The sequence below is a fragment of the Pseudomonas sp. AK181 genome (assembly GCF_051122975.1).
Taxonomy (GTDB): domain Bacteria; phylum Pseudomonadota; class Gammaproteobacteria; order Pseudomonadales; family Pseudomonadaceae; genus Aquipseudomonas; species Aquipseudomonas lactis.
In genome coordinates, this window is the sequence record NZ_CP146348.1 from 2,296,708 (window position 1) to 2,316,956 (window position 20,249).

A 20,249-nucleotide genomic window follows, 5' to 3' on the forward strand; every position below is an offset into this window, starting at 1 on the left:
GAGCGGGCTTTTTTACGCCTGGAGAAAAGCATGTCGAGCACCGAAACTCGCGGGGTACGCAACAACAACCCCGGCAATATCGATTACAACCCGGCCAACCAGTGGCAGGGCCAGCTGAAGCCAGACCCTGCTTTAGAGAAGCGCTTCGCCAGGTTCGACACGCCGGAGAATGGTATCCGCGCCCTGGGCAAGCTGCTGCTGACTTATCAGCGCAAACATGGCCTGAAAACTGTGAAGGCGATCATCAGCCGGTGGGCGCCGTCGGTAGAGAACGACACTGCGGCGTACGTGCACGCGGTCGAAGCGAACACCGGCACCCGGCCTGGCGCCGAGATTGACCTGGTCAACCCGGTGGTAATGGCTGGCTTCGTCAAAGCCATCATCCATCACGAGAACGCAGGCTATGCCTACTCTGAAACGGTGTTGGCAGAAGGCGTGCGGCGGGCGCTGGCATGACGTCGGTACAGAAGCTGGCCGGCCTGGTGGTGCTGATCCTGGTGCTGATGGCCAGTGCCGCGGGCGTTACCTGGCAGGTTCAAGACTGGCGGATGGGCAATAAGCTCGCCCAGCAGGCCGTCCTGCACGGGGATGACCTTGCCGCGATCAGTAATGCCGCCACCGCCCAAGCCCGCGCCGAGCAGGGCAAGCGCCTGGCCCTGGAGCAGCAGATCGCTGGCCAGGACCAACAACATACAAAGGAATTATCCGATGCTCAACGAAACCAGGCTCGCCTGCGTGACCAGCTTGCTACTGCTGATGTCCGGCTGTCAGTCCTCCTTGCCGAGGATCCTGCCAGTGGCTGCAACGTGCCTGCCGCCACCGGGGCCGTCGGCGTGGTTCATGCAGCCCGTCGAGCCCAACTTGACCCAGCGCATGCGCAACGAATTGTCGCCATCACCGACGACGGGGACAACGCCATAATCGCCTTGCGTGCGTGCCAGGCGTACGTCAGGGCTATTGCTCGCTGATCGGCTGAATCAGCTCTGGCCCTTTGTTGCGCACGTTGCCCACAGCCGTATCGACCTTGAACCACTCGAACACCTCAGACGGTTCACCCTGGTGAAGCACCATCTGCTCGGCGCGCTCCTTGGGCGTGGCAGGATCCAACCATTCCCGCGCCAGGTCCGGGGTAAGCACCACCGGGCGGCGGTCGTGAATGTCCACCATGCCCCCGGCACTGTCGGCGGTGATGATCACGAAGCCGTCATGCTCGCCCGGTCCTTCATCAGCGTCCGGCAGTTGGCCAATGGCAGCGCAGTATATTGGTGCACCATCCCGCCGGCGGATGAGGTAGGGCTGCTTCTTGGGCCCGCCCTCATCCACCCACTCAAACCAGTTGTCTATAGGCGTGATCGCCCGGTGCGGCCAGATCGCCCGGAAGAACGGGCCGTGGGCTACCTTTTCCACGCGGGCATTGATCGGCGCTGCCCGGTCTTTTGCCCAGTGCGGTCGCCAGCCCCAGCGTACCGGATCGGCGTGGAGTAGGTCGCCCTGCAGGTGCAGCAGCGCAACCGCGGTTGTCGGTGCCACGTTGTAGCGCTCAATCGGCTGATCACCCACGGAGTTTGCCAGAGCATTGGGCATGCTCAACGCTGCAACGAAGTCGTGGATTCCCCGGTACTGCGAAAGTCTCCCGCACATAAGCATCTCCGCTCGTCGGCGCCGATGAACAGCCGGTCCCCGGCCAATCTCTACACTGTAGACACTGGCCCGAGGTATTCGTCATGGCGATCAACGTTGATCAGGTGAACGCAATGGAGGCGTGGTTTGCGCTACGTAACAATCCAACCTTCATATCGGCCACGCCTGAGGAACGCTACGAAACACGGCTGGCGCTGGCTGACGACCTCAAGCAACAGGGGCTGATCAACGAAGGTGAATGGCGCGAGCTGACCGAGGAAGCAGTTGCTGCCTATGCCGACGAGTTAGGCTAATGGCTGCTTGTAAACGCTAAGCTCAAGCAGTAGTCGCTGGTTTTCCCTGCGCAAATGCTCGTTCTGGCTGGAGATCATCTTCAGGCTCATGATCTCCTTGCTCATTTCCGATCCATCAATGTGAGCGCGGCTCAGATCTGCCGTAGCCAATTTGAGCTCCGTCTCGGCTTTGGCTTTCGCGGTGGTCAGCAGGTCGTTCATCTGCACCAGGCCTGCGATATTCGCCCGCGCTCGCCGCAGCATGCGCTCTGTCTCCACCAGCTCATCCACGAGAATTGAGCATTGGTGCTGGTACATTTCAAGCGGAGTGGGGCAACCGAGCCAATCATCGGTGTCCATTTCAACGTTCATAGCGTGAATCTCAAATACTGTATGTGCGTACAGTAATCGAGGTTTAGGCGTGGTGCGATATGAGCCGACGAGCTGCATCAGGCTCCACGTGATGGCATATTGGTATTCCGTGCTCTACAGTCACACGCTCAGATCTTTAGGTGGAGCGCGTGATGAAGCTGAAAGTAGATAGCATCAATAACCGTGGAAAACTCAGTGAAGAGCACGTATCTCTGAGAGTTTTACAAAATTGCAACTTATCTCGATACATGATCATGGACACAACCTTCGGTGAAGGTGGAGGTATCTCCAACGAACATAGGCATATTAAATGGTTGCCTCCCTATGATGTCACCGCTGGAATGATGGTTGCCTTGTGGACTGGAACAGGCGAAGACAGAGTCGAGATGCAAGGCAACACAAAGTGGCAGTACGTGTTCTGGAATTCTGGCACACATATCTGGAATGACGATGGTGATGCCGCCGTTTTATTGGAGCTATCCAGCTGGGAAACGACGACGGTAGAGTAGATTACGTTGCAGGGTCGGCCTCGGGCGCAACGAGGTCTGCCCACTCCTGCATCATTTCGCGACGCTGCTCCAGGTAGGCCGCGTGGTTGTACACATCTCGGATAAAGCTGCTATCAGCATGGGCGAGTTGCCGCTCGATCCAGTCACGGTTGTAGCCGCGCCCGTTCATCTCAGTAGAGAATAGATGCCTGAAGCCGTGGGGCGACTGCTTGCCGGTGAGGCCGCAGAGGTCCATGACGTTGTTGGCGTAGTTAGTGCCAATCGGCATTGTTGGATCGCTACGGTTTGTGAACACGTAGCGAAGGCCTCCAGTGATGGGTAGCATGCTTTTCAACAGCTCAACGGCCTGGGTCGGCAGCGGCACGGCATGCTCTCGTCGCGCCTTCATCTTCGCCGCCGGCGTTGTCCAAGTTGCAGCATCCAGATCGATCTCCGACCATTCGGCGTGCCTGACCTCGCCAGGCCGTGATGCGGTGTAAATCATCAGCATGATCGCCGACCGCAATTGGTGGCCTGACACGCATTGTTGAATGGTGGCGATGGTCTTGGGTAGTTCGCTGAATGGCAAGAATGGATGCGGCCGGTTCTGCGCGCCTTTCTCGGTGACGGCGTGCATCTCAGCGGTAGGATTCGATTCAATCAGACCGATGGCGATCGCATAACTGAACACCTGGCCCATGCGCTGCCTGACCTTGACGGCGGTTACTACTGAGCCGCGCTTCTCGATCCGCCGTATTAGGGTGATAACGTCGGCGCGTTTAATGGCGTCGATCTGTCGACCGCCAAATATTGGAAGCACGTCCAACTCCATCAAGTTGCTGATGATCCGGTAGGTGCCCGGCGAAATGCTGCCCTTCCTGAATGCCAGCCACTCATCGTACACGCGGCGGAATGTCCGACCGCCAGCCTCAATCAGTCCTGCCTTCTTCTCCTTCCTCGATTCGCGCGGATCCACGCCGCGCGCAATGTCTTCCCGCGCCTCATCTCTGCGAGAGCGCGCTTCCTTTAGACCCGTTTCCGGGTATGTCCCAAAAGAAATCCTCGCCTGCTTACCAAGCCATGTGAATCGAAAGTGCCAGCTCTTGATACCGCTGGTAGCCACATATAGAGAAAGCCCCAGTGTGTCGGGTAGGGTGTATGCCTTTTCCTTTGGCTTTGCCTGTCTGGCTGCGGTGTCCGTGAGCGCCACTAGTACATCCTCTCAAAAGTGTTCCTGATGTACTGGATAATGTACTAACCCAATGGCATTGGGAAGGTATTGAGTGGTACGCGGTGATACGCGAATGTCTTTGAGCGTGCGGTTTTAAAGGGGCGTTTGATACGGGAGGGTTTCAGGCGGGAGGCTACCGTGGAATCTTTGAAGATTTCCACAGTGTTTTCAGCTCGGTCAGGTGTCTGGCAGGCGGCGAGTTTAACAGCTTGATCAACCTCTGCGCATACCGCCCATGCGGTCAAAGGGCCAGCAAACGGTCGCCGAGCTTGCCGTTATCCGCCAATGCCAAAAACTCATCCCCCAGCCGTTGGCTCTCGCTCATGGCGGTTTGCCAATATTTGTTGCGGCCTGGATCATCGCCCATAAAGCGCTTGAAGTCGCTGCGGTCTGGCAGCTTGCCATGGGGCAGGCGGGCCAGGTAGTCCCTGGACGGCGCCAGCAGTAACACATCCTGCAAGCCTTGCTGGTTGCTGCGTCGCCATGGCAGGCCCTTGTCGAACCAGCCGGGGATGACTCGGTCGGTAAAGTGCGGGTACAGCACGATGTCATCGCCGTGGTAGGGCAGGTCGAGGTGGTAGTCCAGCAAGCCGCCGTCGCGGTAGGTGCCGGCTCCGGCCCCGGGCAGGTCGCGCACGCCTTGCATCACCATGGGGATCGAGCCGGACGCGAGCAATGCCTGGCGCAGGTTACCCACGTCCAAGGTGAGGAAGCGCGAGGGGAAATCCTTCAGGGGGTGTACCGGGGGTGCCTGGCGCGGGTCGTGGATGATCAGCCGCTCAAAATGCCGCGACAGCCGTGCGCGGCCCCGCAGGTTATCGGCAATCACCGACGACAGGCCCAGCCCCAGCCGCCCACGGTGGTCATCGGCGAGCAAGCCGTGGCTCTTGACCACCATGATGTTCAACCGATAGTCGGGGTTGTCCAGCACCCGCGCATCGCGCCCGGCCAGCAGGTCGTCGAGCATGCGTTGGCAGCTCTGGCTGACTTGGGCCATGGTCACGCCTTTGGCAAAACGCTGCTCGTTGTACAGGCGGCCCAGGTCGAGCAAACCTTGCACCGGGTCGGGCAGGCAGGCGCTGGCAAACCGCCAGGAGCCGATGGACGCGCCGATCAGCGCACGCTCGCGCGGCGCACGGCGTAACCAGTCACCGAACAGCGCCAGGTCGAGCCCTTGGATACCCAGAGCCTTGGGGCCGCCCGCCGCACCGGGAAGGATGCCGACGTCGGCAGGCGCAAGGCCCTGCTCGCGGATGCGGGTGAAGGCGCGTTTGCCGGCCTTGAGGGTCAAGGCCGGGAACTTGATATGGATGGCGGTCATACCGGTCTCTTTTGAGGCGAGCGGGGCAGTATAGGAAATCTCGCAGGCCGTGGGAAAAATGGCTTAACCGCAATTGCCATGGTGGCAATTCAGTTTCAGTTAAGTTGCAGCGCGTACGGTGACTGGCGTAGGAAAACATCATGTAACGGAGACTTATCATGAAGCGCCTCACTGCCCTGGGCGCCGCCGCTATCATCCTCGTTACGGCGACCCCGGCCGCCGCCGTGGACCCCGACAAGCCACTGATCGTGCCGGCCACTGTTACAATTGTCGCTTTCGATCAACTGGAGGCCACGGCGCTGGCCCTTCACCCTGGTTCGACGCTGCTGGACACCGACCTGGATGAGGAATACGGCAAGTACGTCTATGAAGTCGAGCTACGAGATACCAACGGCATTGAATGGGATGTTGAATTGAACGCGCTCACCGGGCAGGTTCTCAAGAATCATCAGGATACGTAATGAAGGTAAATTTACGCGTCGGCAGTCGCGTGGCGCTGGTGCTCATGGTCTTTTGTTCTAGCCTGGCGGCCCGCGACCTGAATCAGGACGAGGCCCTGGCCCTGCGCCAGCAGGGCGTGATCCAGCCATTGGAACAGCTGTTGCAACAGGCCATGGCGCGATACCCGGGCTCGCGGCTGCTGGAAGCCGAACTGGAAAAGAAGCACGGGCAATATGCCTATGAAGTGGAGCTGGTGACCACCGAGGGCGTGGTGCGCGAGATCAAGCTGGACGCCACCAACGGTAACCTGATCAAAGATGAGGAAGATTGATGCGCCTGCTCCTGGTGGAAGACAACGTACCCCTGGCTGACGAGCTGATGGCCGGCCTGCAGCGCCAGGGCTATGCGGTCGACTGGCTGGCCGATGGCCGCGACGCCGTGTATCAAGGGCGCAGCGAGCCCTATGACCTGATCATCCTCGACCTTGGCCTGCCCGGTTTGCCCGGGCTTGACGTGCTGGCGCAATGGCGCGCCGCCGCGTTGGCCATCCCGGTGCTGATTCTGACCGCCCGCGATTCCTGGGCCGAGCGTATCGAAGGGCTCAAGGCCGGCGCCGATGATTACCTGAGCAAACCCTTTCACCCTGAAGAGCTGTACCTGCGCATCCAGTCGCTGCTGCGCCGCTCCCACGGCCAGACGAACCAGCCCACCCTGCAAGCCGCCGGCCTGCATTTGGATGAAGGGCGCCAGTGCGTGCTGCGCGACGGCGCCGAGATCCAACTGACGGCTGCCGAATTTCGCTTGTTGCGCTATTTCATGCTGCATCCCGAACAGATCCTGTCCAAAAGCCACCTGGCCGAACACTTGTATGACGGCGAGACCGAGCGCGACTCCAATGTGCTGGAGGTGCACGTCAACCACCTGCGGCGCAAATTGGGCCGCAGCGTGATCGAGACCCGGCGCGGCCAGGGCTACCGTTTCGGCGCCACCCCGGCATGAGGTCAATCCAGCGGCGCCTGAGCCTGGGGTTGATCAGCGTGATGGTGATTGTCGGCGTGGTGCTGGCGCAAACCAGCCTGTGGTTGTTCGAGGCGGGTTTGCAGCGCTACCTTGAAGCGGGCTTGCGCAACGACAGCGAAAACCTGCTGGTGGCGCTGGTGCGTGGGCCCAATGGCGTGCAGTTGGATGAGCAACGCCTGTCGCCGGCGTACCAGCGGCCATTTTCCGGGCATTACTTTCGTATCGACTTTGCCGACGTACACTGGCGCTCCCGCTCACTGTGGGACCAGGAACTGCCCCGGCTCCCCGTGGCGGGGCTCAAGGGCAACCTGCAACTGGGGCCCGAAGGCCAGCAACTGTTGGTGTTGCGCTCGGACTACAAGCGCTTTGGCCAGTCGATTTCCATCAGCGTGGCCCAGGACTACACGCCCGTGCGCGAGAGCTTTCGCCTGATGCGCCAGGTCGGCCTGGTGATGGGGCTGGCGGCGCTGTTGCTGGTGCTGATCCTGCAACGGGTCACCGTACGCCGTGCCTTGCGCCCGCTGGAGACCGCACGTAACCAGATCGCCCAACTGCAACAAGGCCAGCGTTCGCAACTCGACACCCAGGTGCCGCTTGAACTGGAGCCCCTGGTGGCGCAGATCAACCACCTGCTGGCGCACACCGAAGACAGCCTCAAGCGCTCCCGCAACGCCCTCGGCAATCTGGGCCATGCGCTGAAGACTCCTCTGGCGGTGTTGTTAAGCGCCGCTTCCAGTGAAGCGCTCAAGGATCATCCGCAGTTGAGCCAGTTGCTGCGCGAGCAGCTGGAGCAGGTGCAGCAGCGCCTTAACCGTGAACTCAACCGTGCGCGCCTGGCGGGTGATGCCTTGCCGGGCGCGTTGTTTGACTGTGAACAAGAGCTGCCCGGTTTACTGGCCACCCTGCGCATGATCCACGGCGAACACCTGGACCTCAGCTACCAGGTGGCGCCGGGCCTGCAACTGCCCTGGGACCGTGAAGACCTGCTGGAATTGCTGGGCAACCTGTTGGACAACGCCTGTAAATGGGCGGACGCCGAGGTACGTCTTAGCGTCAGCGAGATGCCCCACGGTTACCGGCTGGCGGTGGAAGATGACGGCCCCGGCATTCCCGAGGCCCAGCGCGACCAAGTGTTCAGCCGTGGCGCACGCCTGGATGAACAGAGGGTTGGCCATGGCCTGGGTTTGGGGATCGTGCGCGACATCGTTGAGGTGTGGGGTGGGGTGCTGCAGCTGCAGGAGAGCGAGCTGGGTGGGCTCAAGGTCTTGATCGAGTTGCCACGCCGCTGACGCTGACACACCACCGCTCAAGATGTGGGAGCTGGCTTGCCTGCGATAGCATCGACTCGGTTTGCCTGAAGTACCGAGGTGTCTGCATCGCGGGCAAGCCCGGCTCCCACAGAAAAGCCTTGCTACATTCAGACCCTGAACTGATCCATCAACCCCTGCTGCTGGTTCGCCAGGCTGTTCAACGCCTGGCTGACCCGCGCCGATTCATTGGCCTGCTCCGACAACGACTCGGTCACATCGCGAATGGTCGCCACGTTGCTGTTGATCTCTTCGGCCACCGCGCTTTGCTCTTCGGCGGCGCTGGCGATTTGCAGGTTCATGTCGCTGATCACCGTGACCGCATCGCCAATCTGGCGCAAGGCCGTCACGGCCTGGCCCACCTGTTCGACGCTGCCCTGGGCCTGGCGATATCTGTTGCCCATGGAACCGACCACGTCGCTGGTACCGGTTTGCAATTGTTCGATCACCAGGCGGGTTTCTTCCACCGATTCCTGGGTGCGTCGCGCCAGGTTGCGCACTTCGTCGGCGACCACGGCAAAACCGCGGCCGGCTTCACCGGCGCGAGCGGCTTCGATGGCGGCGTTGAGCGCCAACAGGTTGGTCTGCTCGGCGATGCCGCGAATTACTTCGAGTACCGAGCCGATCTGTTCGCTGTTGGCGGCCAAGCCTTCTACCTGGGCCATGGCAGTGCTCATGTCGGCGGCGAGCTCGCCAATGTTGACGGTGGTGCGGTCGATAACGGTCAAGCCTTGGCGGGTCGCCTGGTCGGCATCCCGTGCGGCTTGGGCCGCTTGGGCGGCGCTGCGGGCCACGTCCTGGGCGGTGGCGCTCATTTCGTGGGACGCGGTGGCCACCTGATCCACCTGGCGGTACTGCTGCTCCATGCCGGCGCTGGTTTGCGTGGCAATGGCGGCGGACTGGTCGGCGGTGCCGCGGGCATCCTGCACCGAGCGTTTGACCTCGGCAATGATCGGCTGCAGCTTGTCGAGGAAGCGGTTGAACCAGCCGGCCAATTGGCCCAGTTCGTCCTTGTTGGCATAGGCCAGGCGCCGGGTCAGGTCGCCTTCGCCGCTGGCGATATCCTCAAGCATGTGCGCCACGCCAAGGATCGGCCGGGTCACGCTGCGCGCCATCAGCCACACCAGGATCAAACCGACCACCGCGGCCAGCAGGCCCAGGCCCAGTTCCAACAAAGTGCCTTTGGCGTTATCGGCGTCCAGCTGGTTTTTCAGCGCTTCGGCGGGGGCGACCAGGACTTGTTCCGGTACATCCAGCAATACGCCCCAGGCCTTGCCGCCGGGAATCGGTGCAAAAGGCGCCAGTACCTTGAGTTGATGGTCGGTGCGCAGGCTGTGAGTCTGGGTACTGCTGGCCAGGGCACTGATCAACTGCGCGCCGCTGGCCGGGTCGACCTGCTCCAGGCGTTGGCTGAGTTTGCTGGCGTCGGGGCTGTAGCCGGCCAATAAGCCAGTGGCGCTGAGAATGCTGACCTGGGTCTGGCCGTCGTACAGTTTCCCGCTGGCCTGCTGGCTGACCGCCTGCAAGCTGTTGAGGTTGATGTCCACCGACAGCGAGGCGATGACTTTGCCGTTGACCATCAGCGGGAACACGATGCTGGTCATCAGCACGTTCTGGCCGTCGATCACATAAAAATAAGGTTCGATCACACAGGGTTTGAGGGTCGTGCGCGGGCAAGTGAACCAGGCGTTGGCCTTTTCGCCGCTGGGGCCGATGGAGGTGTCGGCCATGTCGCTCTCGGGCAGCGCCATCGAGGTGATTTTCCCCGGCGTCGGTTGCGACCAGTACAGCGCGAAACGGCCTTTGTTATTGCTGCCCAGTTCCGCCTGGTTGGCGAACAGTTCGTCCTTGCCGTCCAGCGCATTGGCTTCGAACACCAGCGACAGGCCGAGCAGGTCGGGGTTGGCTTGCAGGGCGGCCTTGACCTGGCGGGTCAAGTCTTCACGGGTGTCAAAGGCATCGAGAAAGCGCTTCTCGGCCTGCTCGCGCAAAAACAGCACCTGGCGGGAAAAACCGTGGCCGTATTGGTAGGCATCCATGAACTGTTGGCGAATGCCCAGCGCCTGCACTTCACCTTGGGCCTCGATGCGCGACTGGGCGGCTTCGTCGAGCATCTGCATGCTGGACGCCTTGACCTGCTGCGAGCTCTGCGCCATGCGATACAGCGACAGACCCACCAGCAGGGTCACGATCCCCAGCAGGCACAGGCCCGCCAGCAGGGTGATTTTCCATTGAATGGAGAGCTGCCTGAGCGACATCGGGACATCCTTACCTGAAAGCACATAGAGACAGCTTATCGGCGGGCGCCTGCAATTCTTTATCTGTTGAAAAGGAGTTCACTCACCACAGTTTTTGACATGACAGCCCAGCTCCTGCAAAGTGCGCGCCCTCTAATAAGACCTCTTTCAAGCCTGCACGCCGGCAGCTGTTCCCATGGGCCGCGCGCGGGCATGCCTGTCTTTTTTGTTTCTGCTTGAGGTAACCATGATTAACGCAGTCATCGCCGCGGTCGGCACCATGCTGGTACTCAGCCTGTCCCGCGTGCACGTGGTCATCGCCATTATCGTCGGCGCCCTGGTGGGCGGCTTGACCGGTGGCCTGGGTATCGAAGCCACGCTCAAGGCCTTCAACGGCGGGCTGGGCGGCGGCGCAACCGTGGCCTTGTCCTACGCATTGCTCGGGGCTTTCGCCGTGGCGATTGCCAAGTCCGGGCTGGCCCATGCCCTGGCGGACAAAGCCTTGCTGCTGGTGGACCGCCAGGACGCCAGCGGTGGCAACCACGTCAAATGGCTGCTGATCGGCCTGTTGTGGGTGGTGGCGATTGCCTCGCAGAACATCTTGCCGATCCACATTGCGTTTATTCCGCTGCTGGTACCGCCGCTGTTGTATGTGCTGACCAAGCTGCAGCTGGACCGTCGCCTGATCGCCTGCGTGATGACCTTCGGCCTGATCACCCCGTACATGTTTCTGCCGGTGGGCTTTGGCAATATCTTCCTCAATCAGATCCTGCTGGCCAACGTCGCCAAGAGCGGGGTGGATATCAGCGGGGTCAATGTCACCCACGCCATGGGCCTGCCGGCGCTGGGCATGGTGGTGGGCCTGCTGGTGGCGGTGTTGATCAGCTACCGCAAAAAGCGTGTGTACGACCTGAAGAAAATCGAACGGGTCGAGCAAGTGGCAGTGCAGTACAACCCGCTGACCCTGCTGGTGGCCGGCCTGGCGATTGCCTCGGCGTTCATCATCCAGTTGTGGCTGGACTCGATGATCATCGGCGCCCTGGCCGGGTTCCTGATCTTCTCGGTGTCGGGCATCGTGCGCTGGCGCGACACCGATGACCTGTTCACCGAAGGCATGAAGATGATGGCGATGATCGGCTTCATCATGATCGCGTCCTCAGGCTTTGCCGAAGTGCTCAAGGCCACCGGCGACGTGAATTCGCTGGTGCAGGCCTCGGCAGCGTTCATCGGCCATAGCCGAGGCGTCGGCGCGTTGTTGATGCTGCTGGTGGGGTTGTTGGTGACCATGGGCATCGGCTCGTCGTTTTCCACCGTGCCGATCCTCGCGGCGATTTTCGTACCGCTGTGTGTGCAACTGGGCTTCAGCCCGTTGGCCATCGTGTGCATCGTCGGTACCGCCGGAGCCTTGGGCGACGCCGGTTCGCCCGCGTCGGACTCCACCCTCGGGCCCACCTCCGGCCTGAACATCGACGGCCAGCACCACCACATCTGGGACACCGTGGTGCCGACCTTCCTGCACTACAACCTGCCACTGCTGGCGTTCGGCTGGCTGGCTGCGATGACGCTCTGACGAGGTTCCTGTAGGAGCGAGCTTGCTCGCGAAAAGCGTCAACGATAACGCGGGCAACCTGGCACCCCGCAGTGCTCTCAGGTTCTTCGCGAGCAAGCTCGCTCCTACAGAAATTGCTCACATGGCCGTTAACCTCTCAAGTCGCCACTAACAAGAGAGAAAAGCCATGCGTCTGAGTTTGAAGGCCAAAGTCCTGGCCCTTGCTGTCGTGCCGGTGTTGTTGTTTGCCGTGGTCATTAGCCTGACCACCGTGTGGATTCTGCAGGGCCAGGCCCGCAACGAAGTGGATGAAACCCGCCAGCGCCTGCTCAACGACGCCAAAGCCACCCTGCAAGGTTATGTCGAGGTGGCCATGACCACCATCAAGCCGCTCTACGACGCGGCAGCCCCCGGCGACAGTGCGGCGCGGGCGCAGGTGGTCAAGTTGCTGTCCAATACCAGCTACGGCAAAGACGGCTATTTCTTCGGCTACGACTCCGAGACCATCCGCCTGTTCAAGGGCAACAGCCCGGACGGCGTGGGCAAAAGCTTCAAGGACAACCGCGACCCCAACGGCGTCTACGTCAACCGCGACCTGGTCAAGGTCGGCAAGGACGGCACCCACTACCTGCAATACAGCTCGACCCAGCCCGGCCAGACCGAGCTGGTGCCCAAGCTCGGCTATACCGAATACCTGCCCAAGTGGGACATGGTGATCGGCACCTCGGTGAACCTCGATGGCATCGACGCCCAGGTGGCGGTGGTGCAGGCCAAAGTCGAGACACGCATGCAAGGCGTGCTGCTGAGCATCCTCGGCGTCGCCGTGGTGGTGTTGCTGGTGATCGCCGCCGTGGGCATGCTGCTGGCCAATACCATCTTGCGTCCGCTGCACCTGATGAAAGCCAACCTCGATGACATCGCAGCCGGTGAAGGCGACCTGACCCGCCGCCTGGCCATTACCAGCCAGGATGAACTCGGCGACCTGGCCGGTGCATTCAACCGCTTTGTCGATAAAATCCACGGCCTGGTGCGCCAGATCACCGACATGACCGCCCAACTCACCGGGCTGGTGAGCCAGGTGTCCGACCAGGCCCAGCGCTCCGAGCAGGCCATGGAACGCCAGCGCCACGAGACCGACCAGGTGGCCACCGCGATCAACCAGATGTCCTCGGCCGCCCACGAAGTGGCGCGCAGTGCCCAGGGCGCCGCCGTCGCTGCGCAGCAGACCGACGCCGAAGGCCAGGCCGCCAAGCGCGTGGTGGACGGCAGCATCGCGCAGATCCACGCGCTGGTGAACGACATCCGCAGCAGCGGCGTGTCCCTGGACAGCCTGCAGCAGGATGTATCGTCGATTGTCAGCGTGCTCGGCGTGATCCGCTCCATCGCCGAACAAACCAACCTGTTGGCGCTCAACGCGGCCATCGAGGCCGCACGGGCCGGGGAGGCCGGGCGTGGCTTTGCCGTGGTCGCCGATGAAGTGCGTGCCCTGGCCAGCCGCACCCAAACCAGTACCCAGGAAATCCAGGGCATGATCGATCGCCTGCAAAAAGGCACCGAGGCGGCCGTGGACGCGATGCGCCGCTCCAGCGATGCCGGCGACGGCACCTCGGCCCAGGCCAACCAAGCCGGCGCGTCCCTGGACACCATGGCGCAACTGATTGGCACCATTAATTCAATGAACGCCCAGATCGCCAGCGCCGCCGAAGAGCAGACCGCCGTGGCGGAAGAGATCAACCGCAGCGTGCATCAGATTGCCGTAGCGGTAGACAGCGTGGCGGACGAAACCCAGTTGGGTGCTCAGACGTCTCGCAGCCTGGCAGACCTGGGCCAGCGCCTGGGGCAGTTGGTGGGCCAGTTCAGGATCTGATCCATTCAATCCATGGCAGCATAGGTATCTACACAATTTTGGTGCGACGCTGAACCTGTGGCGAGGGAGCTTGCTCCCGTGACGGCCTGACAGCCGACGCTTATCTACCTGACGCCCGCGTTCCAAATGTGTGCGGGCTTGCTCGCGAAAGCGGCCTGGCAGTCAACACAGTTGGATTGTGTACATATCCATTCCTGCGGTAACGGCTACTTGGGGTTCCGCCTGACGGCGGGTCACTTTCGAAAAGCGCGAAAGTAACCAAAGCGCTCTTGCCCCACCACTCGGCACCTCGCTTAGGCTCGGTGTGCCCGTAATCCGCCAGTGATTTGGGGGGCCGCCGCCACGCGCCATCCATGGCGCGGGGCGGCTAAACCGGCATCCCTGCCGGTTTACCCCCCAAATCCCTGTCGAATTCCGGCCAGCGTGGTTTAACGGGGCGCCTAAGATCAACATCAAAAGCAGATCAAGAGCGACTCGCTTCGCATCGTGGTTACCGTCTGCTGCTATAGCCCACAAAGTTGTGTAGATACCGATGCCCATGGCAGGGTTTAAACGTCGCGCATCAGCAGGCCAAAGCGCAGGTCCATCTGCGCCGGAATCGGCACATACACCGTATGCCCGTCCCCCGGCGCCACCTCGATGCCTTCACCCTTGGCGTTGTGCAGGCTTGCCAAGTCAAAGTGAAAATTGCCGGCGGGCGTCATTAACTCCAGGTGGTCGCCCAGCGCAAAGCGATTCTTCACCTTCACCTCGGCCAACGCGCCACGCCGCTCGCCGGTCAGTTCTCCGACAAACTGCTGGCGTTCGGAAACCGAGCTGCCGTTCTGGTAGTTCTGGTACTCGTCGTGCACGTGGCGGCGCAGGAAACCTTCGGTGTAGCCACGCTGGGCCAGTGACTCGAGGTTGGTCATCAAGCCGCGGTCAAACGCACGGCCGGCCACAGCGTCATCGATGGCCTGGCGATACACCTGGGTGGTGCGTGCGCAGTAGAAGTGCGATTTGGTGCGGCCTTCGATCTTTAACGAATGCACGCCCATCTGTGCCAGGCGCTCCACATGCTGCACGGCCCGCAGGTCCTTGGCGTTCATGATGTAGGTGCCGTGTTCGTCTTCGAAGGCGGGCATGGGGTCATCGGGGCGATTGGCTTCCTGTAGCAGGAACACCTGATCGGTGGGCGTGCCGATGCCCAATGTGGGTTGATATTCCTGGACGATATCGCCAGTAACATTCTCCACTGCCGGCGTGGCCTGGTATTTCCAGCGGCAGGCATTGGTGCAGGTGCCCTGGTTGGCATCGCGCTTGTTCATATACCCCGACAGCAGGCACCGCCCGGAATAGGCCATGCACAAGGCCCCATGCACAAACACCTCCAACTCCATGGTTGGCACCTGCTGGCGGATTTCGCCGATCTCTTCCAGGGACAGCTCCCGCGACAGAATCACCCTGCAAATACCTTGTTGCTGCCAGAACGCCACGCTGGCCCAGTTCACCGTATTGGCCTGTACCGACAGGTGGATCGGCATCTTTGGGAAGTGCTGGCGCACGAGCATGATCAACCCCGGATCAGACATGATCAGCGCATCCGGGCCCATGGCGATCACGGGCGCCAGGTCCTTGAGGAAGGTCTTGAGCTTGGCGTTGTGCGGCGCAATGTTCACCACCACGTAGAAACGCTTGCCCTGGTCATGGGCTTCCTGGATGCCGAGGGCCAGGTTGGCGTGGTCGAACTCGTTGTTGCGCACCCGCAGGCTGTAGCGCGGCTGGCCGGCATAGACCGCATCGGCACCGTAGGCGAAGGCGTAGCGCATGTTTTTCAGGGTGCCGGCAGGGGCGAGCAGTTCGGGGGCAATCATGGTGGGCATGGCTGTAGGTCGCAAAAGGCGCGAGGGTAGTGCAGGGCCGGGCGCCGTGCATTGATCCACGTCTAAACAGGGCGATCTATGCTTGTTCGAAAAACAAGGGCACTCCCAGGTTTGGCTGCGGACTAAGCAACAGGGCCGCGATCGGCCCTGTTTTTCTGACATGGACCGGACATGAATCAAACCAACCTGCAATTCAAAACCCTGTTGCTGTTACTGGCCCTGGTCACCGTGGCTTTTATCTGGATATTGCTGCCGTTTTACGGCGCGGTATTCTGGGCTGTGATCCTGGGCATTATCTTTGCGCCGATGCAGCGCCGCCTGCAGCAGCGTTTTAGCTGGAACCGCAACCTGACCTCCCTCACCACCTTGATGGTGTGCCTGGTGATCGCGATTCTGCCGGTGATCATCACCAGTGCGTTGCTGGTGCAAGAGGGGGCCACGCTCTACAAAAACATCGAGAGCGGCAAGCTCGACGTGGCGGGTTATATCGAGCAATTCAAGAACGTTCTACCGCCGTATTTCCAGCAATTGCTCGACCGCTTCGGCATGGGCAACCTCGAAGGGCTGCGGGAAAAGGTCGTCAAGGGCGCGATGCAGGGCAGTCAGTTCTTTGCCTCCCAGGCGTTCAGCTTCGGCCAGGGGACGTTTGATTTCCTGGTGAGCTTTTTCATCATGCTGTACCTGCTGTTTTTCCTGCTGCGCGACGGCCCTGAGCTGGTACGCAAAGTGCGCACAGCCGTACCCTTGGCCGAGCCGCAAAAGCGTCGCCTGCAACTCAAGTTCAACCGCGTGGTGCGCGCCACGGTCAAGGGCAACGTGCTGGTGGCCGTGACTCAAGGTGCGCTGGGTGGCTTGATCTTCTGGTTCCTGGACATCCCCAGTGCCTTGCTCTGGGCCGTGCTAATGGCGTTCCTGTCCCTGCTGCCTGCGGTGGGTGCCGGGCTGGTCTGGGGGCCGGTGGCAGTTTATTTCCTGTTGAGCGGTTCGATCTGGCAGGGCGTGGTGCTGGGGCTGTTCGGCGTGTTCGTGATTGGCCTGGTGGATAACGTGCTGCGCCCGATCCTGGTGGGCAAGGACACCAAGATGCCGGACTACCTGATCCTGATCTCGACCTTGGGCGGCCTGTCGGTGTTCGGCCTTAACGGCTTTGTCATCGGGCCGCTGGTGGCGGCGTTGTTCATGTCGTGCTGGGCGTTGTTCGTCGAAACCAAGCCGCGGGTCAAGCTGCCGTTGCCGTAGCTTTCAGGCCTCAAGCCTGAAGTCGGTTGCCATTCGGCGTTGTGTTTCGGCATCGGATAACGAGGTGAGCGGGCCGCTGATCGGCTCGCCATCGCGCACCACATACCAGCAGGCGAGCAAGCCCAGTTTGCGCAGAGGGGCGGGGACGGCGCTGCCGATGACAGACATGATTTGAACAGTGGGCATAAGTACCTCCAAACGTTATGGAGGTCACCTTACGGTTTGCCTGCGCCTGGGAAAAATCACCTGGCTCGATAGTCGACATCAATGCCAGGCGTTAATCCACCACCTGGTCGAGCATGTTCACCACTTCGTGCTCACTGAGCAGGCCCTTGCGCACCAGGTTTTCGGCCAGCAATGCCAGGAACTTGGCGCTGCGATGGCCTTCAAGGTGCTTGAGTTCAGTCAAGGCGCTGTAGACCTTGCTGGAGGTGCAAAGGCCGGCGGTGCGGTGCGGGTTTTGTGTGGGCATGGTCAATCGTCCTTAATTGTTATTGGCTGGACTGAGTCGATAGTGCGACTGTTTTGTGACGCAAACATGACAGCGCAGCCCGCAACCGATCAAGAGGATATTTGCCGCCCATGATGTGGGATTGCTGCTCGTGCGTTGTTCTCACAGCGACACTGACAGGATAAATCCGGACTTCCCAGGCAAAAAAAGGCCCCGCGTGTGGGCGAGGCCTGTGGCTGTCAACGCGGTTAAACCTTACCAACCATGGCGGTAGTAACCGTGGGGCGGGCCGTAGTAGCCGCGAGGCGGCCCATAATAACCGCGCGGTGGGCCGTAATAGACGGGCGCCGGGCGGTAGTAAACCTGCTGTTGCACATACACCGGTGGCGGTGGCGCGTAGTAGACCGGCGGCGGAGCGGCATACACCGGCTGCGGCTGAACATACACCGGTTGTTGCACGTACACCTCACGCGGCTGGCTGGCAACCACAGAGCCGACTACCGCTGCGCCGACAAGCGCACCGAACACGGCCGGGCCACCCCAACCACCACCGTGGGCGGAGGCTTGGCCGGCCATCGCGAGTGCGCCGATAAGCAAGGCGATCCTGGGAAGTTTACGCATGATGGTCATTCCTCAATTAGCCCCTGCGCTTGTGGTCTGCAATCAATAGACTCAAGGATTGTCGCGGGGATACTTTTAAGACAACGTATTTCGAGAAAACAGCACCGCCAATGGGTAAAGGTTGTGTAAGGTCTGTACCGATTTGCTTACTTCAAGGAGTTCTCCATGCAGATGCACCCCAACAAGGACACCCAGCTGTGCATGTCGCTCTCGGCGCGCCCTGGGAACTTTGGCCTGCGTTTTCATAACCACCTGTATGAACAGCTGGGTCTGAATTTTTACTATAAAGCCTTCAGCAGCCAGGACTTGCCCGGCGCGATCGGCGGTATCCGCGCCCTTGGCGTGCGCGGTTGTGGGGTGTCCATGCCGTTCAAGGAGGCCGCCATTGCCTTGGTCGACGAACTTGATGAGTCGGTTCAAGCCATTGACTCCCTGAACACCATTGTCAACACCAACGGCCACCTCAAGGCTTACAACACCGACTACATCGCCATCGAGCAATTGCTTAAAAAACACGCGGTGTCCAAGGACTCCAGCTTCGCCCTGCGCGGCAGCGGCGGCATGGCCAAGGCGGTCGCCAGTGCCTTGCGTGACGGGGGGTACGCCAATGGCGTGATCGTGGCGCGTAATGAGGTGGCGGGCCAGGCATTGGCCAGGAACCTGGGATACGCGTGGCAGGCGGATCTGGGTAGCCTGCGGCCGCAGATGCTGATCAACGTGACGCCCATCGGCATGACGGGTGGGGCGGAGGCGGATGCATTGGCGTTTGAGGCTGGGGCAATCGATCAGGCGGAAACTGTCTTCGATGTGGTGGCGATCCCGGCGGAAACGCCGTTGATCGTGCGGGGGCGTGCGCAGGGTAAGCGGGTGATTACCGGGTTGGAAGTGATCGCTATTCAGGCGTTGGAGCAGTTTGTGCTTTATACCGGCGTGCGGCCTACGCAGGAGCAGTTTGAGGCAGCGGTGGCCTTCGCCCGCAGCTAAGGCCTTACACAAATCCACTGTGGGAGCTGGCTTGCCTGCGATGACAGCCTGCCAGCCGACACTTATCTACCTGATGCCCCACGATCCAACTGTGGGAGCTGGCTTGCCTGCGATGGCGGCCTGCCAGGCGACGCCTATCTACCTGACACCCCACGATCCAACTGTGGGAGCTGGCTTGCCTGCGAAGACGGCCTCACAGTCGACGCCGTAATGCCGAGTACATATCCATTGCTGCGGTAACGGCCACTTAGGGTTCCGCCCTGACGGCGTCTCACTTTTGAAAAGCGCAAAAGTAAGCAAAACGCTCTTGCCCCACCACTCGGCACCTCGCCTAGGCTCGGTGTGCCCGAACACAGTCTTGAATCCGTGGGCCGCCGCCACGCGCCATCCATGGCGCGGGGCGGCTAACCCGGCGTCCTGCCGGGTTACCCACGAATTCAAGCCTGCGTTCGGCCAGCGTGGTTTAACGGGGCGCCTGAGATCAAAAGCAGATCAAGAGCGGCTCGCTTCGCATCGTGGTTACCGTCGATCACCTCAGAGTGTGTAGATACCTATGGCGGCTTCCACATCTTTATCTGCGTTATGCCTGTTCCAGTTGCGCCAGCCGCTCTTCCAGTGCCGCAATCCGCGCTTCCAGCTCTTCAATCCGCTCCACCGAAACAGCCCCCGCGCTACGCTCCACTGGGTTCCCCCTTGCGGTCATAATCGCTTCAATATCCGCCGGGTCTCCCAGTGCATGGGTGTACCGATCTTCCCGCTGCCCCGCCTGACGCGGCACCAGCAGCGCCAACCCCCGCGCAATCAGGCGCTCCAACTGATGCACGACCTGTTCGGCATCCTCGAAATCATGCATGCGCCCGCTGCGGGTGAGCAGCTCATTGACGGTCTGCGGCCCCCGCAAAAACAGCAGCCCGGTCAGGATCACCTGGGCCGGCACCAGTTCCAGGGCCTTGTCCACACGGTGTTCCCAGCGGTCGGCGCGGCTGCCCATTACCAGGCGCGTGAAGCCTTGGCCTTCGAGCGCGCGCAGGCTCTGGCCGACCTGGCCTTGGCTGAGGTTCATCACCGGCTCGCGGCTGGTCTTCTGGTTGCAGGCCAGCACCAGGGCGTTGAGGGTGAGGGGGTAGGTTTCCGGGTTGGTTGCCTGTTTTTCGATCAGGCAGCCCAGGATGCGGATTTCCGTGCTGTTCAGGCGCGGCTCAGGGGTGTCGGTGTCGTGCTCGGCGGTCATCGCGCTTTCCCTATGCAGTGAAGCCCCTTAGCCTAAGCTTGAAAAAATAAAAGACAAGCGCCAGGCATGGCTATAATCGCGGCTGGTTCCAACCCCGCCATTACCGTGAGACTGT

At 61.1% G+C, this 20,249-nt stretch carries 21 protein-coding genes and 2 pseudogenes; 13 read left to right on the plus strand and 10 right to left on the minus strand.

Annotation, left to right across the window (positions count from 1 at the left end; all coding sequences use genetic code 11):
• Positions 1 to 30: 30 nt before the first annotated feature.
• Both V8689_RS11000 and V8689_RS11005 read left to right on the plus strand, forming a co-directional pair.
• Positions 31 to 456 (plus strand): structural protein, encoded by a 426-nt coding sequence (locus tag V8689_RS11000; RefSeq protein WP_060766056.1) that lies wholly within the window; start codon positions 31 to 33, stop codon positions 454 to 456.
• Positions 453 to 968, plus strand: a complete 516-nt coding sequence (locus V8689_RS11005) for a lysis system i-spanin subunit Rz (RefSeq protein ID WP_060766057.1) — start codon at positions 453 to 455, stop codon at positions 966 to 968. The genes V8689_RS11000 and V8689_RS11005 overlap by 4 nt, the downstream gene beginning before the upstream one ends.
• Here the strand turns inward: V8689_RS11005 and V8689_RS11010 are convergent.
• Entirely contained in the window at positions 955 to 1,641 is a 687-nt protein-coding gene (locus tag V8689_RS11010) for an SOS response-associated peptidase family protein (RefSeq protein WP_060766058.1), read from the minus strand. The two genes, V8689_RS11005 and V8689_RS11010, sit on opposite strands and share 14 nt — an antisense overlap.
• An 83-nt stretch (positions 1,642 to 1,724) precedes the next feature.
• Here V8689_RS11010 and V8689_RS11015 point away from each other — a divergent pair, with 83 nt between their 5' ends.
• Positions 1,725 to 1,934, plus strand: coding sequence for a hypothetical protein (locus V8689_RS11015; protein WP_060766059.1), 210 nt, complete (start codon positions 1,725 to 1,727; stop codon positions 1,932 to 1,934).
• On the opposite strand, the gene V8689_RS11020 is transcribed toward V8689_RS11015, so the two are convergent.
• Positions 1,926 to 2,285, minus strand: coding sequence for a hypothetical protein (locus V8689_RS11020; RefSeq protein ID WP_060766060.1), 360 nt, complete (start codon positions 2,283 to 2,285; stop codon positions 1,926 to 1,928). The two genes, V8689_RS11015 and V8689_RS11020, sit on opposite strands and share 9 nt — an antisense overlap.
• Positions 2,286 to 2,437: 152 nt before the next feature.
• On the opposite strand from V8689_RS11020, the gene V8689_RS11025 reads away from it, so the two are divergent.
• The gene (locus V8689_RS11025; RefSeq protein ID WP_014717940.1) at positions 2,438 to 2,794 is read left to right on the plus strand and encodes a hypothetical protein; all 357 of its coding nucleotides are present in this window, start codon (positions 2,438 to 2,440) and stop codon (positions 2,792 to 2,794) included.
• 1 nt (position 2,795) lies between these two features.
• Here the strand turns inward: V8689_RS11025 and V8689_RS11030 are convergent, their stop codons facing one another.
• Both V8689_RS11030 and V8689_RS11035 read right to left on the minus strand, forming a co-directional pair.
• The gene (locus tag V8689_RS11030) at positions 2,796 to 3,983 is read right to left on the minus strand and encodes a tyrosine-type recombinase/integrase (RefSeq protein WP_060766061.1); all 1,188 of its coding nucleotides are present in this window, start codon (positions 3,981 to 3,983) and stop codon (positions 2,796 to 2,798) included.
• Between the two features lie 262 nt (positions 3,984 to 4,245).
• Positions 4,246 to 5,325, minus strand: coding sequence for a hypothetical protein (locus tag V8689_RS11035; protein WP_044273606.1), 1,080 nt, complete (start codon positions 5,323 to 5,325; stop codon positions 4,246 to 4,248).
• Positions 5,326 to 5,483: 158 nt separating this feature from the next.
• Between V8689_RS11035 and V8689_RS11040 the strand changes: the two genes are divergently transcribed.
• From V8689_RS11040 to V8689_RS11055, 4 genes are read left to right on the plus strand one after another with little or no spacing between them, the layout of a single operon-like run.
• Positions 5,484 to 5,786, plus strand: a complete 303-nt coding sequence (locus V8689_RS11040) for a PepSY domain-containing protein (RefSeq protein ID WP_056788323.1) — start codon at positions 5,484 to 5,486, stop codon at positions 5,784 to 5,786.
• Positions 5,786 to 6,097 carry a PepSY domain-containing protein gene (locus tag V8689_RS11045; RefSeq protein ID WP_056788326.1) on the plus strand — a complete coding sequence of 104 codons (312 nt, stop codon included), beginning with the start codon at positions 5,786 to 5,788 and terminating at the stop codon, positions 6,095 to 6,097. Before V8689_RS11040 ends, V8689_RS11045 begins: the two co-directional genes overlap by 1 nt.
• Positions 6,097 to 6,765 (plus strand): response regulator transcription factor, encoded by a 669-nt coding sequence (locus V8689_RS11050; RefSeq protein WP_003190268.1) that lies wholly within the window; start codon positions 6,097 to 6,099, stop codon positions 6,763 to 6,765. Before V8689_RS11045 ends, V8689_RS11050 begins: the two co-directional genes overlap by 1 nt.
• The gene (locus tag V8689_RS11055; RefSeq protein ID WP_056788327.1) at positions 6,762 to 8,075 is read left to right on the plus strand and encodes a sensor histidine kinase; all 1,314 of its coding nucleotides are present in this window, start codon (positions 6,762 to 6,764) and stop codon (positions 8,073 to 8,075) included. Before V8689_RS11050 ends, V8689_RS11055 begins: the two co-directional genes overlap by 4 nt.
• 128 nt (positions 8,076 to 8,203) lie before the next feature.
• On the opposite strand, the gene V8689_RS11060 is transcribed toward V8689_RS11055, so the two are convergent.
• Positions 8,204 to 10,351: a methyl-accepting chemotaxis protein gene (locus V8689_RS11060; RefSeq protein ID WP_282390178.1), complete on the minus strand. Its 2,148-nt coding sequence runs from the start codon at positions 10,349 to 10,351 to the stop codon at positions 8,204 to 8,206.
• Positions 10,352 to 10,580: 229 nt separating this feature from the next.
• Between V8689_RS11060 and V8689_RS11065 the strand changes: the two genes are divergently transcribed.
• The 3 genes and pseudogenes from V8689_RS11065 to V8689_RS11075 all read left to right on the plus strand — a co-directional run.
• Positions 10,581 to 11,900 carry a Na+/H+ antiporter family protein gene (locus tag V8689_RS11065; protein ID WP_161794324.1) on the plus strand — a complete coding sequence of 440 codons (1,320 nt, stop codon included), beginning with the start codon at positions 10,581 to 10,583 and terminating at the stop codon, positions 11,898 to 11,900.
• Between the two features lie 166 nt (positions 11,901 to 12,066).
• Positions 12,067 to 12,840 (plus strand): annotated as a pseudogene (locus V8689_RS11070) (cache domain-containing protein); the annotation flags it as partial.
• A gap of 315 nt (positions 12,841 to 13,155) precedes the next feature.
• Positions 13,156 to 13,746, plus strand: a pseudogene (locus V8689_RS11075) (methyl-accepting chemotaxis protein); the annotation flags it as partial.
• A 548-nt stretch (positions 13,747 to 14,294) separates the two neighbouring features.
• Here V8689_RS11075 and yegQ read toward each other — a convergent pair.
• Entirely contained in the window at positions 14,295 to 15,608 is a 1,314-nt protein-coding gene (yegQ, locus tag V8689_RS11080) for a tRNA 5-hydroxyuridine modification protein YegQ (protein WP_056788336.1), read from the minus strand.
• A 171-nt stretch (positions 15,609 to 15,779) separates the two neighbouring features.
• On the opposite strand from yegQ, the gene V8689_RS11085 reads away from it, so the two are divergent.
• Positions 15,780 to 16,847 (plus strand): AI-2E family transporter, encoded by a 1,068-nt coding sequence (locus tag V8689_RS11085; RefSeq protein WP_019818663.1) that lies wholly within the window; start codon positions 15,780 to 15,782, stop codon positions 16,845 to 16,847.
• Between the two features lie 3 nt (positions 16,848 to 16,850).
• Here V8689_RS11085 and V8689_RS11090 read toward each other — a convergent pair whose 3' ends face one another.
• The 3 genes from V8689_RS11090 to V8689_RS11100 form a co-directional block, all read right to left on the minus strand.
• A complete protein-coding gene (locus V8689_RS11090; protein ID WP_003190283.1) occupies positions 16,851 to 17,033 on the minus strand; it encodes a hypothetical protein in 183 nt (60 codons plus the stop codon).
• 91 nt (positions 17,034 to 17,124) lie between these two features.
• The gene (locus tag V8689_RS11095) at positions 17,125 to 17,319 is read right to left on the minus strand and encodes a hypothetical protein (RefSeq protein ID WP_003190284.1); all 195 of its coding nucleotides are present in this window, start codon (positions 17,317 to 17,319) and stop codon (positions 17,125 to 17,127) included.
• Between the two features lie 234 nt (positions 17,320 to 17,553).
• A complete protein-coding gene (locus tag V8689_RS11100) occupies positions 17,554 to 17,928 on the minus strand; it encodes a hypothetical protein (protein ID WP_019818659.1) in 375 nt (124 codons plus the stop codon).
• A gap of 156 nt (positions 17,929 to 18,084) precedes the next feature.
• Between V8689_RS11100 and V8689_RS11105 the strand changes: the two genes are divergently transcribed.
• A complete protein-coding gene (locus V8689_RS11105; RefSeq protein WP_056788339.1) occupies positions 18,085 to 18,903 on the plus strand; it encodes a shikimate 5-dehydrogenase in 819 nt (272 codons plus the stop codon).
• A 580-nt stretch (positions 18,904 to 19,483) separates the two neighbouring features.
• Here V8689_RS11105 and V8689_RS11110 read toward each other — a convergent pair.
• Entirely contained in the window at positions 19,484 to 20,134 is a 651-nt protein-coding gene (locus V8689_RS11110) for a YceH family protein (RefSeq protein ID WP_054898808.1), read from the minus strand.
• Positions 20,135 to 20,249 lie beyond the last annotated feature (115 nt).